The 17,709-nt window shown below is 65.5% G+C and carries 12 protein-coding genes; 5 read left to right on the forward strand and 7 right to left on the reverse strand.

Features of this window, described 5'->3' with window-relative positions:
• Window position 1: 1 nt before the first annotated feature.
• Entirely contained in the window at window positions 2-1,507 is a 1,506-nt protein-coding gene (locus EO174_RS07380; RefSeq protein WP_104585518.1) for a CoA-acylating methylmalonate-semialdehyde dehydrogenase, read from the reverse strand.
• 123 nt (window positions 1,508-1,630) lie between these two features.
• On the opposite strand from EO174_RS07380, the gene EO174_RS07385 reads away from it, so the two are divergent.
• The 4 genes from EO174_RS07385 to galA all read left to right on the forward strand — a co-directional run bounded on the left by EO174_RS07385 (window position 1,631) and on the right by galA (window position 10,000).
• On the forward strand, window positions 1,631-3,016 hold the full coding sequence (locus tag EO174_RS07385; protein WP_115676403.1) for a short-chain fatty acyl-CoA regulator family protein: 1,386 nt from the start codon (window positions 1,631-1,633) through the stop codon (window positions 3,014-3,016).
• A gap of 369 nt (window positions 3,017-3,385) precedes the next feature.
• The gene (locus EO174_RS07390; protein WP_126943415.1) at window positions 3,386-6,070 is read left to right on the forward strand and encodes a TonB-dependent receptor; all 2,685 of its coding nucleotides are present in this window, start codon (window positions 3,386-3,388) and stop codon (window positions 6,068-6,070) included.
• Window positions 6,071-6,224: 154 nt separating this feature from the next.
• Window positions 6,225-7,436, forward strand: a complete 1,212-nt coding sequence (locus EO174_RS07395) for an arabinogalactan endo-1,4-beta-galactosidase (protein WP_126943418.1) — start codon at window positions 6,225-6,227, stop codon at window positions 7,434-7,436.
• Window positions 7,433-10,000 (forward strand): beta-galactosidase GalA, encoded by a 2,568-nt coding sequence (galA, locus tag EO174_RS07400; RefSeq protein WP_126943421.1) that lies wholly within the window; start codon window positions 7,433-7,435, stop codon window positions 9,998-10,000. Before EO174_RS07395 ends, galA begins: the two co-directional genes overlap by 4 nt.
• Before the next feature lie 189 nt (window positions 10,001-10,189).
• On the opposite strand, the gene EO174_RS07405 is transcribed toward galA, so the two are convergent.
• From EO174_RS07405 to poxB, 3 genes are all read right to left on the reverse strand, one after another.
• Window positions 10,190-10,495, reverse strand: a complete 306-nt coding sequence (locus EO174_RS07405; RefSeq protein WP_164740120.1) for a hypothetical protein — start codon at window positions 10,493-10,495, stop codon at window positions 10,190-10,192.
• A 342-nt stretch (window positions 10,496-10,837) separates the two neighbouring features.
• Window positions 10,838-11,377, reverse strand: a complete 540-nt coding sequence (locus EO174_RS07410; RefSeq protein ID WP_126943423.1) for an FUSC family protein — start codon at window positions 11,375-11,377, stop codon at window positions 10,838-10,840.
• A 4-nt stretch (window positions 11,378-11,381) separates the two neighbouring features.
• A complete protein-coding gene (gene poxB, locus EO174_RS07415) occupies window positions 11,382-13,094 on the reverse strand; it encodes a ubiquinone-dependent pyruvate dehydrogenase (RefSeq protein WP_206515049.1) in 1,713 nt (570 codons plus the stop codon).
• A gap of 96 nt (window positions 13,095-13,190) precedes the next feature.
• On the opposite strand from poxB, the gene EO174_RS07420 reads away from it, so the two are divergent.
• On the forward strand, window positions 13,191-14,108 hold the full coding sequence (locus EO174_RS07420; protein ID WP_241239975.1) for a LysR family transcriptional regulator: 918 nt from the start codon (window positions 13,191-13,193) through the stop codon (window positions 14,106-14,108).
• 78 nt (window positions 14,109-14,186) lie between these two features.
• Here EO174_RS07420 and EO174_RS07425 read toward each other — a convergent pair whose 3' ends face one another.
• From EO174_RS07425 to EO174_RS23150, 3 genes are all read right to left on the reverse strand, one after another.
• Window positions 14,187-15,536: an acyl-CoA thioesterase/BAAT N-terminal domain-containing protein gene (locus tag EO174_RS07425; RefSeq protein WP_126943429.1), complete on the reverse strand. Its 1,350-nt coding sequence runs from the start codon at window positions 15,534-15,536 to the stop codon at window positions 14,187-14,189.
• Window positions 15,537-15,601: 65 nt separating this feature from the next.
• Complete coding sequence (locus EO174_RS07430; protein ID WP_235858404.1) at window positions 15,602-16,324, reverse strand: LytTR family DNA-binding domain-containing protein; 723 nt, start codon at window positions 16,322-16,324, stop codon at window positions 15,602-15,604.
• Window positions 16,321-17,406, reverse strand: coding sequence for a histidine kinase (locus tag EO174_RS23150; protein WP_115676397.1), 1,086 nt, complete (start codon window positions 17,404-17,406; stop codon window positions 16,321-16,323). Before EO174_RS23150 ends, EO174_RS07430 begins: the two co-directional genes overlap by 4 nt.
• Window positions 17,407-17,709: the final 303 nt, after the last annotated feature.

Below are 17,709 nucleotides of genomic sequence, written 5' to 3' on the forward strand. Positions count from 1 at the left end.
GTCACTTGAGGGAGATGGTGGTGTTGACGCCGTGGCCCAGCGTCTCGTCGTCGAACCAGCGCGCGGTCACGGTCTTGGTCTGGGTGTAGAACATCACCACCTGCTTGCCGTACGGGCCCAGGTCGCCGAGCTTGGAGGCACGCGAGCCGGTGAAGGAAAACAGCGGCACCGGCACCGGAATCGGCACGTTGATACCGACCTGGCCCACATCGATGTCCTCCTGGAAACGCCGCGCCGCCGCGCCGGACTGGGTGAACAACGCGGTGCCATTGCCGTTGGGATTGGCATTGACCAGGGCGATGGCGTCATCCAGCGTGGCGGCCTCCAGGATCACCAGCACCGGGCCGAAGATTTCCTCGTCGTAGATGCGCATGCCGGGTCTGACCCCGGAAAAGATCGTCGGGCCGACGAAGTTGCCTTGCTCGAACCCCGGCACGCTGGGCGCGCGACCATCCAGTTCCAGCGTGGCGCCCTGCTCCACGCCGGAGGCGATCAGGCCTTCCACGCGTGCGCGCGCGGCGCAGGAGATCAGCGGCCCGACCTCCGTGCCCGGCGCATTGCCCGCGCCCAGCTTCAGGCCCTTGGCCTTGGCCACCAGCGCCGGAATCCACTGCCGTGCCTCGCCTACCAGCACCAGCGTGGAGGCCGCCATGCAGCGCTGGCCGGCAGCACCGAAGGCCGCGCCGACCATCGCGTTGAGCGTCTGTTCCTGGTTGGCGTCCGGCAGCACCACGGCATGATTCTTCGCACCCATCATGCATTGCACGCGCTTGCCTGCCAGCGCGGCGCGTTGATAGACGTGCGTGCCCACCTTGGTGGAGCCCACGAACGACAGCGCCTTGATGTCCGGGTGGTCGCACAACGCGTTGACCACGTCTTCGCCGCCATGCACGACATTGAGCACGCCCTTGGGAATGCCTGCCTCCAGCGCCAGTTCCACCAGCCGCATCGTCACCATCGGGTCCTGCTCGGATGGCTTGAGCACGAAGGTGTTGCCGGTGGCAATGGCCATCGGAAACATCCACAACGGAATCATCGCCGGGAAGTTGAACGGGGTGATGCCCGCGCACACGCCCAGCGGCTGCAGCAGGCTATAGGTGTCCACGCCGTTGGCGACGTTGTTGGCCAGCTCGCCCAGCTGCAGGTTGCCGATCGCCGCAGCGTGTTCCACCACTTCCAGCCCACGGAACACATCGCCCTCGGCATCGGCCAGGGTCTTGCCCTGCTCGGCACTCAGCAACGCGGCCAGCTCGGGCAGGTGCTCGCGGATCAACTGCTGGTACTTCAGAAAGATGCGCGCACGCGTGCCGATCGGGGTCTTGCGCCAGCTCACGAACGCCTGACTGGCCGCAGCCACCGCCGCGTCCACTTCGCCGGTGGTGGCGAACGGCACCTGCGCCAGCACGGATTGATCGGCCGGGTTGACCACCTCCTGCCACTGGGTGCTGGCGGAGGTGACGAACTGGCCGTCGATCAACAGGGACACGCGCGGGACGGAATCACTCATTGCAGGTTCGCTCGCAGAAGATCAGTGCAGATGCTTCGCATTGTTCGCACCACGACCTGGCTTTCCCAGCCCGAGACTGCTTAATCGCGCTAAGCTGCCGCCACTCTTTTGCGAATCTTGCGAATGCCCCAGTCGCAGCTCCCGCTCCGTCACCAGCTCGGCCTGCGCCTGCAGCGGCTGCGCCAGCGCCACGGCCTGACCCAGGCCGAGCTGGCGCGCCGGCTCGGCCTGTCGCCGAGCTACCTCAACCAGATCGAACGCAACCAGCGCCCCTTGACCCTGGCGATCCAGCAACGGCTCAAGGCCACCCTGGGCGATCTCGACGGCCTGCTCGACCTGGACGACCCGGCCGCGCTGGTCGAGCCGCTGGACGAATCGCTGCGCAGCCTGGGCCACAGCCTGTCGGCCGCCGAGCTGCGTGTGCTCACCGGCAATCTGCCGCAGGTGGCCCAGGCCCTGCTGGACCTGCACCGCGCCCACCAGCACCTGCTCGAGCGCAACGCCGCGCTGGAAATACAGATCGGCGCCGACCACGCCGCGCTGCCCTCGCTGTCGCCGGGCGAGCAGGTGCGCGACTACTTCAATCGCGCGCACAACTATCTGCCGGAACTGGATGAGCGCGCCGAGGCGCTGTACGCCGAACTCGGCCTGACCTCCGACAACCTGCCACTGCGGCTGCGCCAACGCCTGGCCGACCGCCACGGCCTGCTGGTGCAGGACGCGCCCGATCTGCACAGCGACAAGCGCAGCGTGGATACGCAGGCGCGCGTGCTGTGGCTGCCGGCGCATCTGCGCCCCGGCCAGCAGGCCTTCCAGATGGCCGCGCAACTGGCCTTGCTGGAATGCGCACCGCTGCTGGACGCACGCATCGCCGATGCCGGCTTCGAGGATGCCGAGCGCATTGCACTCTCGCGCATTGGCTTGTCGAACTATTTCGCCGGCGCCCTGGTGATGCCGTACGGCGAATTCCTGCGCAGCGCCCAGCGCTCGCGCTACGACATCGAATGGCTGGCCGACCGCTTCGGCGTCGGCTTCGAGGCGGTCTGCCACCGGCTCAGCACCTTGCAGCGGCGCGGCGCGGCCGGGCTGCCGATCTTCTTCATGCGGGTCGATCGTGCCGGCAATGTGTCCAAGCGCCATTCGGCCACCGACTTCCATTTCTCGCATGTCGGCGGCGCCTGCCCGTTGTGGATCGTCTACGAGGCCTTCAACCAGCCCGACCGCATCCTCACCCAGATCGCGCGCATGCCCGATGGCCGGCGCTATTTCTGGCTGGCGCGCCAGGTCAGCAGCGGCGCGCCGGGCTATGGCCGCCCGCGCAAGACCTTTGCGCTAGCGATGGGGTGCGACCTGCGCCATGCCGATCAGCTGGTGTATGCGCGCGGCTGGGACCTGGATGCGGTGGACGATGCGGTACCGATCGGCCCCGGCTGCCTGACCTGCGAACGCAACGACTGCGTGCAGCGCGCATTTCCGGCATTGCCGCGGTTGTCTGCCAGCGCACGCTGACCGGGGACCAGGGCCCGTCGCATCGACCAGGCACGTCATTGCCCGGCACCTGCAACTCACGCCGCAACGGTGACGAACCAGACGCTACCGCTGCAGTGCAGCATTCCAACGCGAGATAGCTCACGCAAAATGCTTCATTGGAATGGAATGACTTGCGCTTCTACCCTGAAGCGGACACATGCAGGACAGGGGGACGCCAGGGCGATCGACGATCGTCACAGCGTCACGCAAACGACCAATCGGCTCCACACCGCAGTACCGCAGCAACCGCCATGCCCGCGCCGGACGCACCCGCGCGCAGCCGCGCCAGAGCGCCGCACCAGCGGCCACTATTTCATTCGGTAACTTTGTCCTGGGAGGGATCAAACGATGCCCGTTCACCACACCGGCCACCCGGCCAGCCGGCGCCTGCGCCGCACACCCGTGCGCGACGTCCTCTGCACCACCATCGCCTGCGTGCTGGCCACCGCCTTCAGTGCGCACGCGCAGGACAGCGCGCCTGCCGCAGCGCCGGCCACCGATGCCACCACCGCAGCTGCGCCGCCGGTCACGCTCGACAACGTCACCGTGATCGGCCAGCGCGCCAGCCTGAATCAGGCGGTGCAGGCCAAGCAGATGTCCGATCACGTCATGGAAGTGATCTCCGCAGACAACATGGGGCAGATGCCCAACGTCACCGTGGCCGAAGCACTGGTGCGCCTGCCCGGCGTCAACGGCACCCGCGACCGCGGCAACGAGAGCCTGGCCACCGTGCGCGGCCTTGGCCCGCGCATGACCATGGGGACCGTCAACGGGCGCGAGATCGCCTCCTCCGAGCCCAATCGCGCAGTGCGCTGGGAAGTGTTTCCCACCGAGATCGTCTCCACCGTCAAGGTCTACAAGACCCAGTCGGCGGACCTGGTCGCCGGCGGTCTCGCGGCAACGGTGGACATCTCCACCATCAGCCCGCTGGACTACACCGGCCCGGGCTTTGTCGGCACCGCCGGCCCGGTGTTCTACGACCACGCCAAGGACGTGGATGGCTACACCCCGTGGGGCAGCCGCTTCGGCGCCAGCTGGGTGCACCAGATCAACGACAACCTGGCCGTTGCGCTGGGCGCCACCTACCAGAAGCAGAAGAATTCCAACTCCTCGATCGGCAGCTGGGGCTATACCGATGCCACCACCTCGCGCGATGTGGATGGCGACGGGACCGTGGACCCGACTCCGTTCGGCGCGGCCGACCAGCTCAAGCTGACCGACCAGACCCGCACCGGTGCGATGGGCACCGTGCAATGGCGCTCGGGCAACTTCGAATTGAAGTTCGACGGCCTGTACTCGCGCATCGAGATCGACGAAGACCAGTTGCAGAACTGGTTCAACGGCCTGGCCTACAGCACCTTCTCGACCGGCGCCAATCCGTACACCACGCCGGGCTCGTCCTACACCATCGTCGATGGCGATGTGGTGGCCGGCACGCTGGCCAACTCGAACCTGCAGGTCGACCATGTGGTCAGCCACTACAACGAGGTCAAGACGCTCACCGCCGGCGGCCTGAACGCCAAGTGGAGCGGCGATGTGTGGACGCTGGGCAGCGACCTGTCGTTCTCGCAGGCCAAGCGCGACAACACCTGGCAGGCGGTGCGCTTCGGCAGCAACCCGGACACCGTCTCGTTCGATTTCCGCCGCAGCGTCACCCCCACCATCCGCACCAGCTCGGATACGCCCGAATGGGGCATCGCCGGCCAGACCGAGCCGCAGGGGCTGCGCGACAAGATCGCCGCGCTGGCGCTCAACGCCAGCCGCTCGATCGATGCCGCCGCCTTCACTTCGCTGGAGTTCGGCGCACGTGCCGCGCGCCGCGAGAAGCAGAACCGCCGCTTCATCAGCAACCAGTCCGGCTATGACCAGCCGATCTCGGCCTATCAGGGCCTGATCTACCCGGTCACCATGCCGGACTTGAACGTGCCCACGCTGACCGGCGGCAACATGGATGCCATCGCCGAGATCGGCTTCGGCGGTTTCGACCCGGCCACGCTCAACGAGCAGTTGCTCGACCACTGGAACGTCAAGGAAGACGTGCGCGAAGCCTTCGCCAAGGCGGTCTTCAGCTCGCAGCTGTTCGGCACCGATGTCACCGGCAATATCGGCGTGCGCCTGGTCAACACCAAGACCACCAGCGACGGCTTCGATTCGGTCGGCACCACCGTGCAGGCCAGCAGCGACCGCAAGGAATACACCGACGTGTTGCCCAGTGCCACCGTCAACTTCCTGATCGACGATCAACGCATCCTGCGCTTTGCAGTGGCCAAGGTCATCGCGCGTCCGCCGCTGGACGAGTTGCGCACCGGCCGGCGCCTGGACGACCCCAACGTCACCATCGGCCAGCTCACCGGCAGCGGCGGCAACCCGCAGCTGGATCCGTTCAAGGCCACCCAGGTCGACCTGTCCTACGAGTGGTACTTCCACAAGGAAGCGCTCGCCGCACTGGCCGTGTACCGCAAGGAAGTGGATTCCAGCATCGGCTACCGTACCGACCGCGAAATCATCAACGGCCTGGACTACCTGGTCAGCGCCCCGTTCAACGGCGGTGGCGGGCATATCAACGGCGTGGAACTCACCTTCCAGACGCCGTTCTACTTCATCCCGCACATGGAGAACTTCGGCGTCTATTCCAACTTCTCGCTGGTCGATTCCAACCTCAAGGAGTTCTCGCCGGAGAACAACCCGCTGCCGCTGGGCGGGCTGGCACGCAAGACCGGCACCTTCGACCTGTGGTACAGCAACGGCAGCTTCGAAGCGCGCGTGGGTTACAAGTACCACAGCCCCTACACCGTGGTGTATGGCTGGAATGCGGCGCGCCTGGCACGGCTGCAGAGCGAAGGCACGGTGGATCTGAGCCTGAACTGGCAGTACAGCAAGCAGCTTGGCTTCCGCTTCCAGGCCGGCAACCTCACCAACGAACCGCTGCGCGCCTATACCGACAACAAGCCCAACCGCCTGGCCAACCAGGACGACGGCGGCTACCAGGTGTTTGGCCGTCGCTACTCGCTGGAAGCGACCTACAAGTTCTAAGCGTCGCTGACTTCCGCTGCACGACTGCTCCACAGCTGCGGGCGGTGCGCAATCGTCTCCGTCAGCAGCGGTGCGATTGCGCACCGACCGCACGACGGCACCGCCGCCTGCGGCAGGCTGTCACCGCTCCGCGCTCTATCTGTCGAGGAATTGCATGCGCTCCACACGTCGCCTCTGGACACCCGCGCTGCTCGCGCTGGCCATCTCCACCTTCGCACACGCCGCCCCGGCCCCCGCCACGCTGTATCTGGGCGCAGACCTGTCCTACGTCAACGAGATGGAGGAATGCGGCGTGCAATACCGCGAGAACGGCGTGGTCAAGGACCCGTTCGAACTGTTCCATGCGCACGGCGCCAACCTGGTGCGCGTGCGGTTGTGGAACGATGCCCGCTGGACCCGCTACAGCGACCTGTCCGACGTCAAGAAGACCATCGCGCGCGCACGTGCGCAGGGTATGCAGGTGCTGCTGGACCTGCACTATTCCGACGACTGGGCCGATGGCGAAAAACAGCTGATTCCCAAGGCCTGGGCCAGCATCACCGATACCGATGAACTGGCGCGCACGCTGTACGGTTTCACCTATGACACGCTCAGCGCGCTCGACCGTGCCGGCCTGATGCCGGAGCTGGTGCAGGTCGGCAACGAAAGCAATTCCGATCTGATGGACAGCCAGCCATGGGACAAAAAGCGCCCCATCGACTGGCAGCGCAACGCCAAGCTGTTCAACGCCGGCATCAAGGCGGTACGCGACATCGGCGCACGCTCCACGATCAAGCCGCGGGTGATGCTGCATATCGCCCAGCCGGAGAATGTGGAGCCGTGGTTTGCCGCAGCCACCAAGGCCGGCGTCACCGACTACGACCTGATCGGCATCAGCTACTACCGCAAATGGTCGACCCAGTCGATGGCCGAGCTGGGCAAGACCATCAAGCGCCTGCGCGGCCGATACGACACCGATGTGGTGGTGGTGGAAACCGCCTATCCGTGGACGCTGGAGCCCGGCGACACCTCGCACAACCTGCTCGGCGAGGATTCGCTGATTGCCGGCTACCCGGCCACCCCGCAGGGCCAGTTCCGCTACATGGTCGACCTCACCCAACTGGTGATCGACACCGGCGGCGCCGGCGTCGTGTACTGGGAGCCGGCATGGACCAGCAGCAGCTGCAAGACGCGCTGGGGCACCGGCTCGTCGTGGGAAAGCGCCAGCTTCTTCGACTTCAAGCACGCCAATGACGTGCTGCCGGCGATCGACTTCATGCGTCACCCGTATACCGGCGTGCCGGCGTCCGGTCAGCCTGCAGCAGCCAAGCCTGCGTCGATCACCCCAGGCAAGCCCACCGACGCCCGCAGGAGGACCCAGCCATGACCGGCATCAATCGCCGCGAACTGCTGCGCGGCATGCTCGCCAGCGGCGTGGGCGCCGCACTTCCGGTCGGTACGGCCGGTGCGTTGCTGCCCGCCATCGCCGCTGCAGCGCCAGCTGCAGCCGACAACGCCACGCCGCTTGCCGCACTCGGCGATGCAGCCCTGGCGCCGCGCGAACGGCTGCTGTTCGACTTCGGTTGGCGCTTCCATCTTGGTCACGCCAGCGACCCGTCGCGCGACTTCGAGTTCGGCACCTTCCAGCGCAGCTTCGCCAAGGCCGGCAAGGACACCGCCACCGCCGCGCAGCTCGCCTTCGATGACAGTGGCTGGGAACTGCTGGATCTGCCGCACGACTGGGCGGTCACCCTGCCCTTCCGGCAGGAACCGATCTCGGCCACCATCACCGAAGAGGACCCGGCCGCTGCGCACGGCTACAAGCCGCTGGGCACCAGCTTTCCGGAAACCAGCGTGGGCTGGTATCGGCGCACGCTGCAGATTCCCGCAAGCGATCTGGGCAGGCGCATCAGCCTGGTGTTCGACGGTGTGTTCCGCGACTGCATCGTGTTCTGCAACGGCCACATCGTCGGGCGCAATGCCAGCGGCTATTGCGGTTTCGAGGTCGATCTCAGCGAAGTGCTCGACTACGGCAAGCCCAACCTCATCGCCGTGCGCGTGGATGCCACGCTGGGCGAAGGCTGGTTCTACGAAGGCGCCGGCATCTACCGCCATCTGTGGCTGCACAAGACCGACCCGCTGCATCTGCCGCAGGACGGCGTGTTCGTGCGCAGCACCGTGCACGGCGACAACGCCACCGCGCAGCTGTCCACCGAAGTGCGCAACGATGGCGGCGGCGCGCGCCAATGCACGGTGCAGGTGCGCGTGACCGCGCCGGATGGCCGCGTCGTTGCACAGGCAGCCAGCGCCACGGTCACCGTTGCACCCGGCCAGGTACAGCGCGTCGAGCAGACCCTGCCGCTTGGCCAGGCTGCGTTGTGGTCGATCGACACCCCGCAGCTCTACCACCTGACCACCAGCGTGCACAGCGATGGCAAGGCGGTCGATGCGCTGGTCACGCCATTCGGCGTGCGCACGGCCGTCTTTGACGCACAACGCGGCTTCCTGTTGAACGGCGCACCACTCAAGCTGCATGGCACCAACAACCACCAGGATCACGCCGGCGTCGGCACCGCCATCCCGGACAGCCTGCACGAATGGCGCCTGCGCCAGCTCAAGTCGATGGGCTGCAACGCCTACCGCAGCTCGCACAATCCGGCCACGCCCGAACTGCTCGCACTGTGCGATCGGCTCGGCATGTTGGTGATCGAAGAGACCCGCCGCATGTCCACCGACCCCGAAGCCATGGGCGAGCTGGAGACGATGGTGCGGCGCGGGCGCAATCATCCCAGCGTGATCCTGTGGTCGCTCGGCAACGAAGAACCGCAGCAGGTCACCGAGCGTGGCGCGCTCATCGTCAGCCGCATGCAGCAACGCGTGCGTCAGCTCGATCCCACCCGCCCCACCACCTTCGCCATGGACAAGGGCTTTGGCGATGGCGTCGGCCAGGTCGTGGATGTGGTCGGCTTCAACTACCGCACCAGCCAGATGGATGGCTTCCATGCGCAGTACCCCCACATTCCGATCTATGGCAGCGAAACCGGCAGCACCGTGTCGGTGCGCGGCAACTACCAGCGCGACGACACGCGCGGCTATACCCGCGCCTACGACACCGACCACCCGTGGTGGGCCAGCACCGCCGAAGCCTGGTGGAGCTATGTCGCGCAGCGCCCGTATATCGCAGGCGGCTTCATCTGGACCGGCTTCGATTACCGCGGCGAGCCCACGCCCTACAACCGCTGGCCGAATGTCGCCTCGCAGTTCGGCGTGCTCGACAGCTGCGGCTTCCCCAAGGACAACTACTGGTACTACCGCGCGCAATGGACCAGCGAACCGGTGCTGCATCTGTTCCCGCACTGGAACTGGGACGGCCTGCTGCAGCCCGATGACAAGGGCCGCGTCCAGGTCTGGTGCCACAGCAATCTCGAAGCGGTGGAACTGCTGGTCAACGGCGTCAGCCAGGGCCTGCAGCAGGTCCCGGCCTACGGCCATGTCGAATGGCGCGTGGTCTACGCACCCGGCGTGATCGAGGCCCGGGGTTACCGCGGCGGCAAACTGGTGCGCAGCGAACGCCGCGAGACGGCCGGCACGCCGGCAGCGATCCGCCTGAGCTGCGACCGCAAGGCAGTGCGCGCCGATGCCGAAGACGTGGCAGTGGTCAAGGTGGAAATCGTCGATGCACAGGGCCGCGTCGTTCCCACCGCCGATACCCTGGTGCAGTTCGCATTGCGCGGCCCGGCGCGGTTGATCGGCGTGGGCAACGGCGATCCTGCCAGCCACGAGGACGACAAGGCGCCGCAACGCAAGGCCTTCAATGGACTGTGTGCGGCCCTGCTGCAGAGCACGCGCAGCACCGGCAGCATCGTGCTGCAGGCCACCGCGCCCGGCCTCGCCGCTGCCACCCTGCGCCTGGATGCCGACAAGGCCAGGCTGCGCGCATCGGTGGCCTGACGCTAGCCGGAGCAGCGGCTGCGTTGATCACCAAAAACCACGTGAGCACCAACTGACCGCAGGCCCGGGAGCCATGACCGGCTCCCGCCACAGTCACTGGCGCCCGCGTGCGCAAGCGTCATGCAGAGCGGCCACACCCACCCGCCCCATCGCCGCCACGTCACGCGAGTGAGCCGTTGACCGGACAGTTCATGCATCGGGGCGCTCCGCATCCGGCGTACGCGGAAAGTAGCGGCTGAGTTTTTCTTCCCAGGCCTGGAACTGCTCGAGCGTGTAGGCATCCATCGGCCGTGGATCGGCGGCCACCGCTTTTTTCTGCGCGACATATGCGATGCGCTGGGACGCCAACTCGTCCCATGCCTTGCGCAGCATCACCGGGTCGGGATGCGAGACCATCATCGCTTCCAGCAGCGTGGCCTGGGCCACGCGTGCGGCCAGCAGGTCGCTGAGCGCCTCGGTCACGGCCTGCATCCACTCATGTTGTTTCTGTTCCATACCCGACCGGACCGCCTGCGTGATGTGCCCCACACGGTAGCGCCTCCGCTGGCACGGCCATGTGCAGCCATCATCGACCCGGTGCCGGCGAACACGTCTCCCCGGTGTCGCGGCGCGCGCGGGCCCGCCTCACGCAGGTCTTGCATATCGAGACGAACGCGCAAGCAGGACCCAACGCGACAACGTCACGCTCACTTCCGCCAGCAGCGACGATAGACGCAATCCGTCGGTCTCCAGGCAGCACCCGACGTCCGCATCACAGGCGCGACCATTGTCGGAGACGATGCCGCTCAACATCCCGCGCTCATTGCCCGGACCATGGGGGGCGCTGCGCGCACGCCGTCATTGCCGACCATGATAGAAGATCCGGCGGATAACGGCCTCGGCCATGACATGCAGCAGCGTACCGGTGATGCCCCCGAGAAGAACCTCGGTGCCGCGATAGACACCGACCAGAAGATAGGAGCTTTCCGGGTCTCCAGTCAGAAACACGATGGGGCACGTCCACATGCACACCCGCAAAGGCGGATAAAGACGCGCGACCGCTGCCGCAAGCCCGACGGACATGGCGACCTTGGCGGCGATGGCGATCCCCAATGGTGTGGTCAACATTCCGACCGTCACCGCGATGGCCACGCCAACCAGCGTGCCGAGCAGACGGCTCACCGTTGCGTCGCGTGTTTCACCCAGCCTCTCCTGGGAGACGATGATGCCGGACATTGCCGCCCAAACCGGATGGGGGAGCCCGACAGCCTGCCCGAGCATGAAGGACACGGTCGCCGCCCCCGAGCAGCGCAGCACGAAGGCGACATCGCGGGCGTGCTTCTCGGCCCGCGACTGGACGATTTCGGCTCGGTCGTCTGGATCTGCCAGGCCCATCATCCGATCAGAACCTCAGGTTGGTGCGGGCAAGATCGACCACCTCGTCACCACGTCCGTTGATGAGCGCTTTCAGCATGAAGAGGCTGAAGCCTTTGGCCTGCTCGAGCTGGATCTTTGGCGGCATCACGAGTTCCTGCTTGGCAGTCACCACGTCCACCAGCACCGGCCCGGGGTGGGCAAAGGCCGTGCGCAGCGCATCGTCGACATCGTCCGATTGCTCCACCCGTATGCCTTTGACACCCATCGCCGTCGCCATGGCGGCAAAATCGGGATTCTTCAGGTCTGTGCCCGTGTCCAGATACCCGCCGGCCTTCATTTCCATTGCCACAAAGCCCAGCGAGCCGTTATTGATGACGATCACTTTCACCGGCAGCCCGAGCTGAGACAGGGAAATGAAGTCGCCCATCATCATGGAAAATCCGCCGTCGCCTGAGAGCGACACCACCTGCCGCTCCGGCGCGGCCGCCTGTGCCCCGATGGCCTGGAGCAACGCATTGGCCATTGATCCATGGTTGAATGAACCGAGCAGGCGGCGCTTGCCGTTCATGACCAGATAGCGTGCCGCCCAAACCGTCGGCGTGCCGACGTCCGCGGTGAAGATGGCATCTTGCGCTGCAAGCTCGCTGATACGGCGAACAAGATACTGGGGATGGATCGGCCTTCCTGGCGGCGATGCAACGGCAAGATCGTCCAGTCCCTTGCGCGCCTGCGCGTAGTGCTGGCGCGCCGACTCCAGGAAGGCACGATCCGTGCGCTGGTTCAACAGCGGCAGGAGGGCTGCGAGCGTCTCCGCCACATCGCCGACCAGCCCTTGCGTCAGCGCAACGCGCTTGCCGAGGGCGCCGGGGTCACGATCGATCTGAAGCACCTGCGTGCCGTTGGGATAAAAGGCGCGATAGGGAAAGTCCGTGCCCAGCATCAACAGCGTGTCGCTGGACAGCATCGCGTGATAGCCGGAGGAGAAGCCGATCAGCCCCGTCATGCCGACATCGTAGGGATTGTCCCACTCGACATGTTCCTTGCCGCGGAGCGCATGCACGATTGGCGCGTTCAGCTTGGCCGCCAGCGCAACCAGGGCATCGTGACTGCCCGCGCATCCGCTGCCGGCGAGAATGGTGACGGTCCTGGCGGCATTCAATCGCTCCGCCAGTGTTTCGATTTCGCTGACGGCGGGAAGTGTGCGCGCGGGTTTGGGCAGTGCGGCATTCAAGGGGGCGATCGCCGGGGCGGGCAGCAGCGCCACATCGCCGGGGATGACGAGCACTGAGACACCGTGACGGCCGATGGCGGTGTTTAGCGCCCGATGCAGCAGTCCGGGCATCTGCGCGGGGTTGGAGACCAGCTCGATGAAGTCGGCACACTCGCGAAACAGTTCCTGCGGATGGGTTTCCTGGAAATAGCCCGATCCGACCTCCGACGATGGAATGTGCGCGGCGATCGCCAGCACGGGAACATGATTGCGCTTGCAGTCAAACAGGCCGTTGATCAGATGCAGGTTGCCCGGCCCGCAACTGCCGGCGCAGACCGCGAGTTGTCCGGTGATCGCCGCTTCCGCGCCAGCGGCAAATGCAGCGGTTTCCTCATGGCGCACATGCATCCAGTCGATCTTGCCGAGCCGGCGCAGGCTGTCGTTGAGGCCGTTGAGGCTGTCACCTGTGACGCCCCAGATCCGTTTCACGCCCGCGTCGGCGAGGGTATTGGCGATCAGGTCGGCGATTGTGAGGGACATGGCGGCGTGGTTCCTTGCATTTCGAAGTGCACGCATCGTAGCTAAGCTTTCAATATATTAAAATCGCGTTTTTGATATCCAGATATGAATAACATCGACCTCCGGCATCTGCGCTACTTCCTCGTTCTCGCGCACGAACTCCACTTCACGCGTGCGGCCCAGAAGATTGGAATCCGGCAACCGCCGCTGAGCATGCAGATCCAACAGTTGGAAGACATTGTCGGTGCGCGGCTTTTTCGTCGCCGGTCACGCGGCGTGGAGCTCACGGCTGCGGGGCGCAGTCTGCAACTGTCGGCAACCGAAATCTTTGCGCGGCTGGACGCTGCCCTGGCCGACGCGCGGCGTCATGGCGAGGGGCAAGCCGGGCAGTTGCGTGTCGGCTTTGCTGGCGCAACCTATTTCAACCCCGCCATTCCTGCAGCGATCCAGGCCTTTCGCACCCGGCACCCCGATGTCGTGCTGTCGCCCGAACAGAGCAATACGCCCGCGCTGCTGGCGGGCTTGCGTGACAACAGACTGGATGTGGCATTCATCCGCCCGCCGGTTGACCAGGATGATCGCGTGACGGTGCGCCCCTTCGTGGACGAGGAGATGGTCATCGCCGTTCCAAGCGGCCATCCGCTCGACGGTGAAACGCCGCTCCCCCTGTCTGCCACAGCGGGCGAAACCTTGATCCTGTTTCCTCGCACCATCGGCACGGGGCTTTACGACACCGTGATGGCCGCCTGCCGCGATGCGGGGTTCACCCCTCGCCTGGGACAGGCGGCGTCCCAGATCGCGTCCATCATTCCCATGGTGGCGGCGGGGTTCGGCGTGTCGGTCATTCCGCAATCGGTCAGCCGCATTCAAAACGAAGGCGTCACCTACCGAAGGATCGCTGGCCAGACACTACACGCGCCTATCGCACTGGCCACCCGTGCAGACGACCTTTCTCCGCTGGTGTCCGGTTTCGTGGCCGCAGTGCAATTGATCCAGCAGGCCGGAAGCCGGACGACAGCGTGAGGCCAGCCTGGACGCTGCGCTGGTTTGTCAGATCGCATGGCCTGATTTGCGATTGCATCGCACACGTGTGCCCATCACTCATCGCTGCAGGGCAGCGCGTAGGAAACGAATGACAGCCGCGCCGCTTTCCCGGTCGGCTCTTGCATACCCCTGAGGGCTGCCTCCGACCTGAAGATGAGGACCCAACTCATGCCGGTAGGTTGTTGGCTGCCACAGCGGCGAGATCAGATGCCCCGCATCGCTGAAATAGAGGATCTGATCGGGCTGCTTGCGCGCGTGCTGGGCCAGGTAACGCTTTGCCACCGCCGCCATCTGGCCGGAAAGACCCAGTTGGTCGTCCCCTGCCGCGACAAGCATCAGCGGGCCGTTGATCCTTTCAAGGGGCAACATTGCGGCCTTCAATGCCGCCTGGGCCTGCAAATCCGTGTCGTCCAGCCAGGAGGCGCCCGCACGGTAGGGCAGGAATGGCAGGTCCTTCCCTGCAAGGGTCAAGCCGGGCTTGTCGACGGCATGGAAGTCAGCCGGCTCGACGTCTCGCTGGATGCCCCGAAAGGGCGCCGGGCTTCCCACCAGCGAAACCACGGCGTGGAGTCGCTGATCATGCGATGCCGCCGCCATCGCAATGGTTCCGCCCCATGAGCCGCCCAGCACTCCAATCCCGGATGGGTCGACGTAGCGTTGCTTCTGTAGCCAATCCACGGCCACCGAGACAGGATCGATCGGCACCCGCACGAGATCCTTGGGCAATCCAGGCAAGCGATAGTAGCCAACGGACATCGCCACAAACCCATGCGATGCCAGCCAGGCGGCATACATGTCTGCACTGTCGATCCCCCCCTCGGAACCACCCAGGGTAATGACGGCGGGATGGCGGCGTCCGTCCACCAACGCACTTCTGGGCGCGTAAACGTGGGCAACGAGTCCGGGGGAATGCACCGCGAATGCCGAGACGCCTTCACCATCGATCCATCGTCGCATCTCGACGGTATCAACTACCCGCCGGGCCAGCACCATCTCCACCGTGAACTGAGCCGGTGCAAACCTGAGATCCGCTTCCCTCCTCCTGATGGGAAAGGGCGAAGGCCTGGCGGGCCCCTCCGGCCGCATCGACCAAAACAATCCCGCCTCATCGACTCCGACGTAGGTTCCCGCTTCCGACGCCGTGCTCGATGGATCCACCCTGCCGTCCAGATCCGCACGGTACAGCGCGCTCGAGCGCCAGAGGTTGCCCTTGGCATCCCTCATGGAGAGCCTGAGTTCCACAGGCTCGGTGGGCCGCATGCCTGAGACGTGCACACCCAGGGGCGCATCTGCGCCGCTGTCCAATGACCAGACGCGAAGATCTGCCGCAGAGGCGGTGTTGCAGCCCAGCAATGCAACAAGGGCGATGGCGAGTCGGTGCATGACGGAAAAATCGGGAAAGGACACCGGGACGATGCGCCCCCCGCACCTGGCTTTGGCTGCGTGTGGCGCGACTCGTGCGTCCGACGACCTCAGTCGTGCAACAGCGGCTGAGACACGGTGGGCAGGCGCGCTTGGAGTTGTCCTCGAAACTGTCGGCTCACCCGCAGTGTTGCGCCGCCTAGAAGCTCCAGTTGAGCATCCTGGTTCCGCGCCGGACGGAGCGCCACGACACGCGTCACATTCACCAGGGACGATCGATGGATACGGACAAATCCATGTGGCTCAAGGCAATCGGCCAGGTTTGCCAGGCTATCGCGGCGCAGATACGTGTCCTTTCCGGCGTGGATACAGACGTAATGGCCCGCCACCTCGACATAGTCAATCTGCGCCGGTTCCAGGTAGACGGTGCGATCCCCCACGTCGACGGCCAGGCGGGCCGTCTGCGCACCCTTGCCGTCGATGCGCTGCCGCACGCGGCGTATCGCAAGCTGCAGGCGTTTGGGATCCACCGGCTTGAGAAGGTAATCCAGTGCCCCGGCGTCGAACGCGCGCACTGCGTGCACGCTGTAGGCGGTGACGAAGACGACATGTGGCACGAGCGTTTCCAGGTGACGCACCAGGTCCAGGCCACTGCCATCGGGCAGGCCGATGTCCAGCAGGACCAGGTCGACATCTCCAAGCCTGGCCCGCACAAGCGCGGCTTCGAGGGTGGCCGCTTCACCGACCACGAGGACATCGGGCTCGGACGCAAGAAAACGCACAAGCCGGTCGCGCGCAAGCGCCACGTCATCGACGACCAGGGTACGAATCACGCTGCCTCCGTCACTACCGGGAGACGGAGCGTTGCGACAAAGCAGGTCGCCTGCCGCTCGGTGGACAACGATGCCGCTGCGCCATGGGTGAGAGCCAATCGCCTCCTCAGGTGATCCAACCCTATGCCCAGCCCCCTGGGCTGATCGCCACCGATCGAGTTCACCACAGTGATCATGAGCTCGGCGTTTTCGACAATGGCCTTCACTTCGATACGAACAAAGCCACCCACCCGTGCTCCGTGCTGGATGGCGTTTTCGAGCAACGGCTGCAATGCCATCGAGGACACCGGGGCATTCCATGCCCGCGGCTCTACATCGATATTGAACGTGATGTCACCAGACAGCACCTGGTGCAACTCGATGAACTCCGCGCTTGCGCCTATCTCTTCCCTTAGCGATACCACGGGCGCGCTTTCCAGCATCGCGCGAAGAAGGTTCGCTACATGGCCAAGCGCAAGGTCCGCCCGAGCAGCGTCACGATAGCCAAGCTCTCCGATCGCATTGAGCGCATTGAAGATGAAGTGCTGATGCAGCCTGGACCGCAGCGCCTGTTCGTTCACTCGGGCCAGCAGCAGCTCTCGCTCACTTCTCAAGACCAGGTGGCCCCAGAGCTGCCCTGCCCCCATGACGACCAAATAAAGGGGAATAGCGAACAGGGTCGTCGCGGTGAGGGCGCCCTGGCCGCCTTGGAGATCACGCCACCCCATGCCCTCGAACCCTGCCAGGTGCAAGAGACCATGGCCAAGCACCCAGCCCAGCACCGTCAACACCGGTATGGCCACCAGGCCGGTCAAGGCGATCAATGCCAGATGACGCGCGCTTCGCCCTGTTCCAATGATCCATCGTCTGGACAGCCAGAGAAGCGTCGGCGTGAGCGCTGCCCAAGGCACGTAGCTTCCCACCAGAAACAGGAAGGCACCGAGCAGGCCCAGAGCACCGCGCGGCTTGTCGGCCAGCGATGTCAGGGCCACCGCGGGAGCGTAGGCCAGCGCGAGCACGAGCCATGGCACGGCGATGCCCGCCCAGTGGAGGCCTACCGGAACCAATGGACGCTTGGCAATCGAAGAAGTGTGTGTCCGCATGGACGGTCATGCTCGGGACGGCGCAGATTACCCCACATCACCGATATCCACGACATGGCGCACCTGGCGCCTTCGCCTGCCCGGCGCCTCTACCGTCGGCGTCGATGTTCCCTGCCACGCCTCGCTTGCGCCCTTGCGGCAGCGGCCTGGCTCGCCCGCTCGCCTCCGCAGTTCACCATCTCGTGGTGGGCAGCGGTCCTGCCGAATGTCGACTTCAGGCCGACCTACGCCAGCCCTGTGGCGGCCTTCCGCCGTTCAGAAAATGGCGCGAGGCCTCGCTATAGCTGGATCCTTTACTGCCGA

Source organism: Xanthomonas sp. BRIP62418 (genome assembly GCF_003993495.1).
GTDB classification, from domain to species: Bacteria; Pseudomonadota; Gammaproteobacteria; order Xanthomonadales; family Xanthomonadaceae; genus Xanthomonas; species Xanthomonas euroxanthea.

Bases quoted from the DNA above. Each gene is read 5' to 3' on its own strand.
- galA (WP_126943421.1), top strand. From the start codon at position 7,433: ATGACCGGCATCAATCGCCGCGAACTGCTGCGCGGCATGCTCGCCAGC.
- EO174_RS07420 (WP_241239975.1), top strand. From the start codon at position 13,191: ATGAATAACATCGACCTCCGGCATCTGCGCTACTTCCTCGTTCTCGCG.
- EO174_RS07410 (WP_126943423.1), bottom strand. From the start codon at position 11,377: ATGATGGGCCTGGCAGATCCAGACGACCGAGCCGAAATCGTCCAGTCG.
- EO174_RS23150 (WP_115676397.1), bottom strand. From the start codon at position 17,406: ATGCGGACACACACTTCTTCGATTGCCAAGCGTCCATTGGTTCCGGTA.
- EO174_RS07395 (WP_126943418.1), top strand. From the start codon at position 6,225: ATGCGCTCCACACGTCGCCTCTGGACACCCGCGCTGCTCGCGCTGGCC.
- EO174_RS07405 (WP_164740120.1), bottom strand. From the start codon at position 10,495: ATGGAACAGAAACAACATGAGTGGATGCAGGCCGTGACCGAGGCGCTC.
- EO174_RS07385 (WP_115676403.1), top strand. From the start codon at position 1,631: ATGCCCCAGTCGCAGCTCCCGCTCCGTCACCAGCTCGGCCTGCGCCTG.
- EO174_RS07380 (WP_104585518.1), bottom strand. From the start codon at position 1,507: ATGAGTGATTCCGTCCCGCGCGTGTCCCTGTTGATCGACGGCCAGTTC.
- EO174_RS07390 (WP_126943415.1), top strand. From the start codon at position 3,386: ATGCCCGTTCACCACACCGGCCACCCGGCCAGCCGGCGCCTGCGCCGC.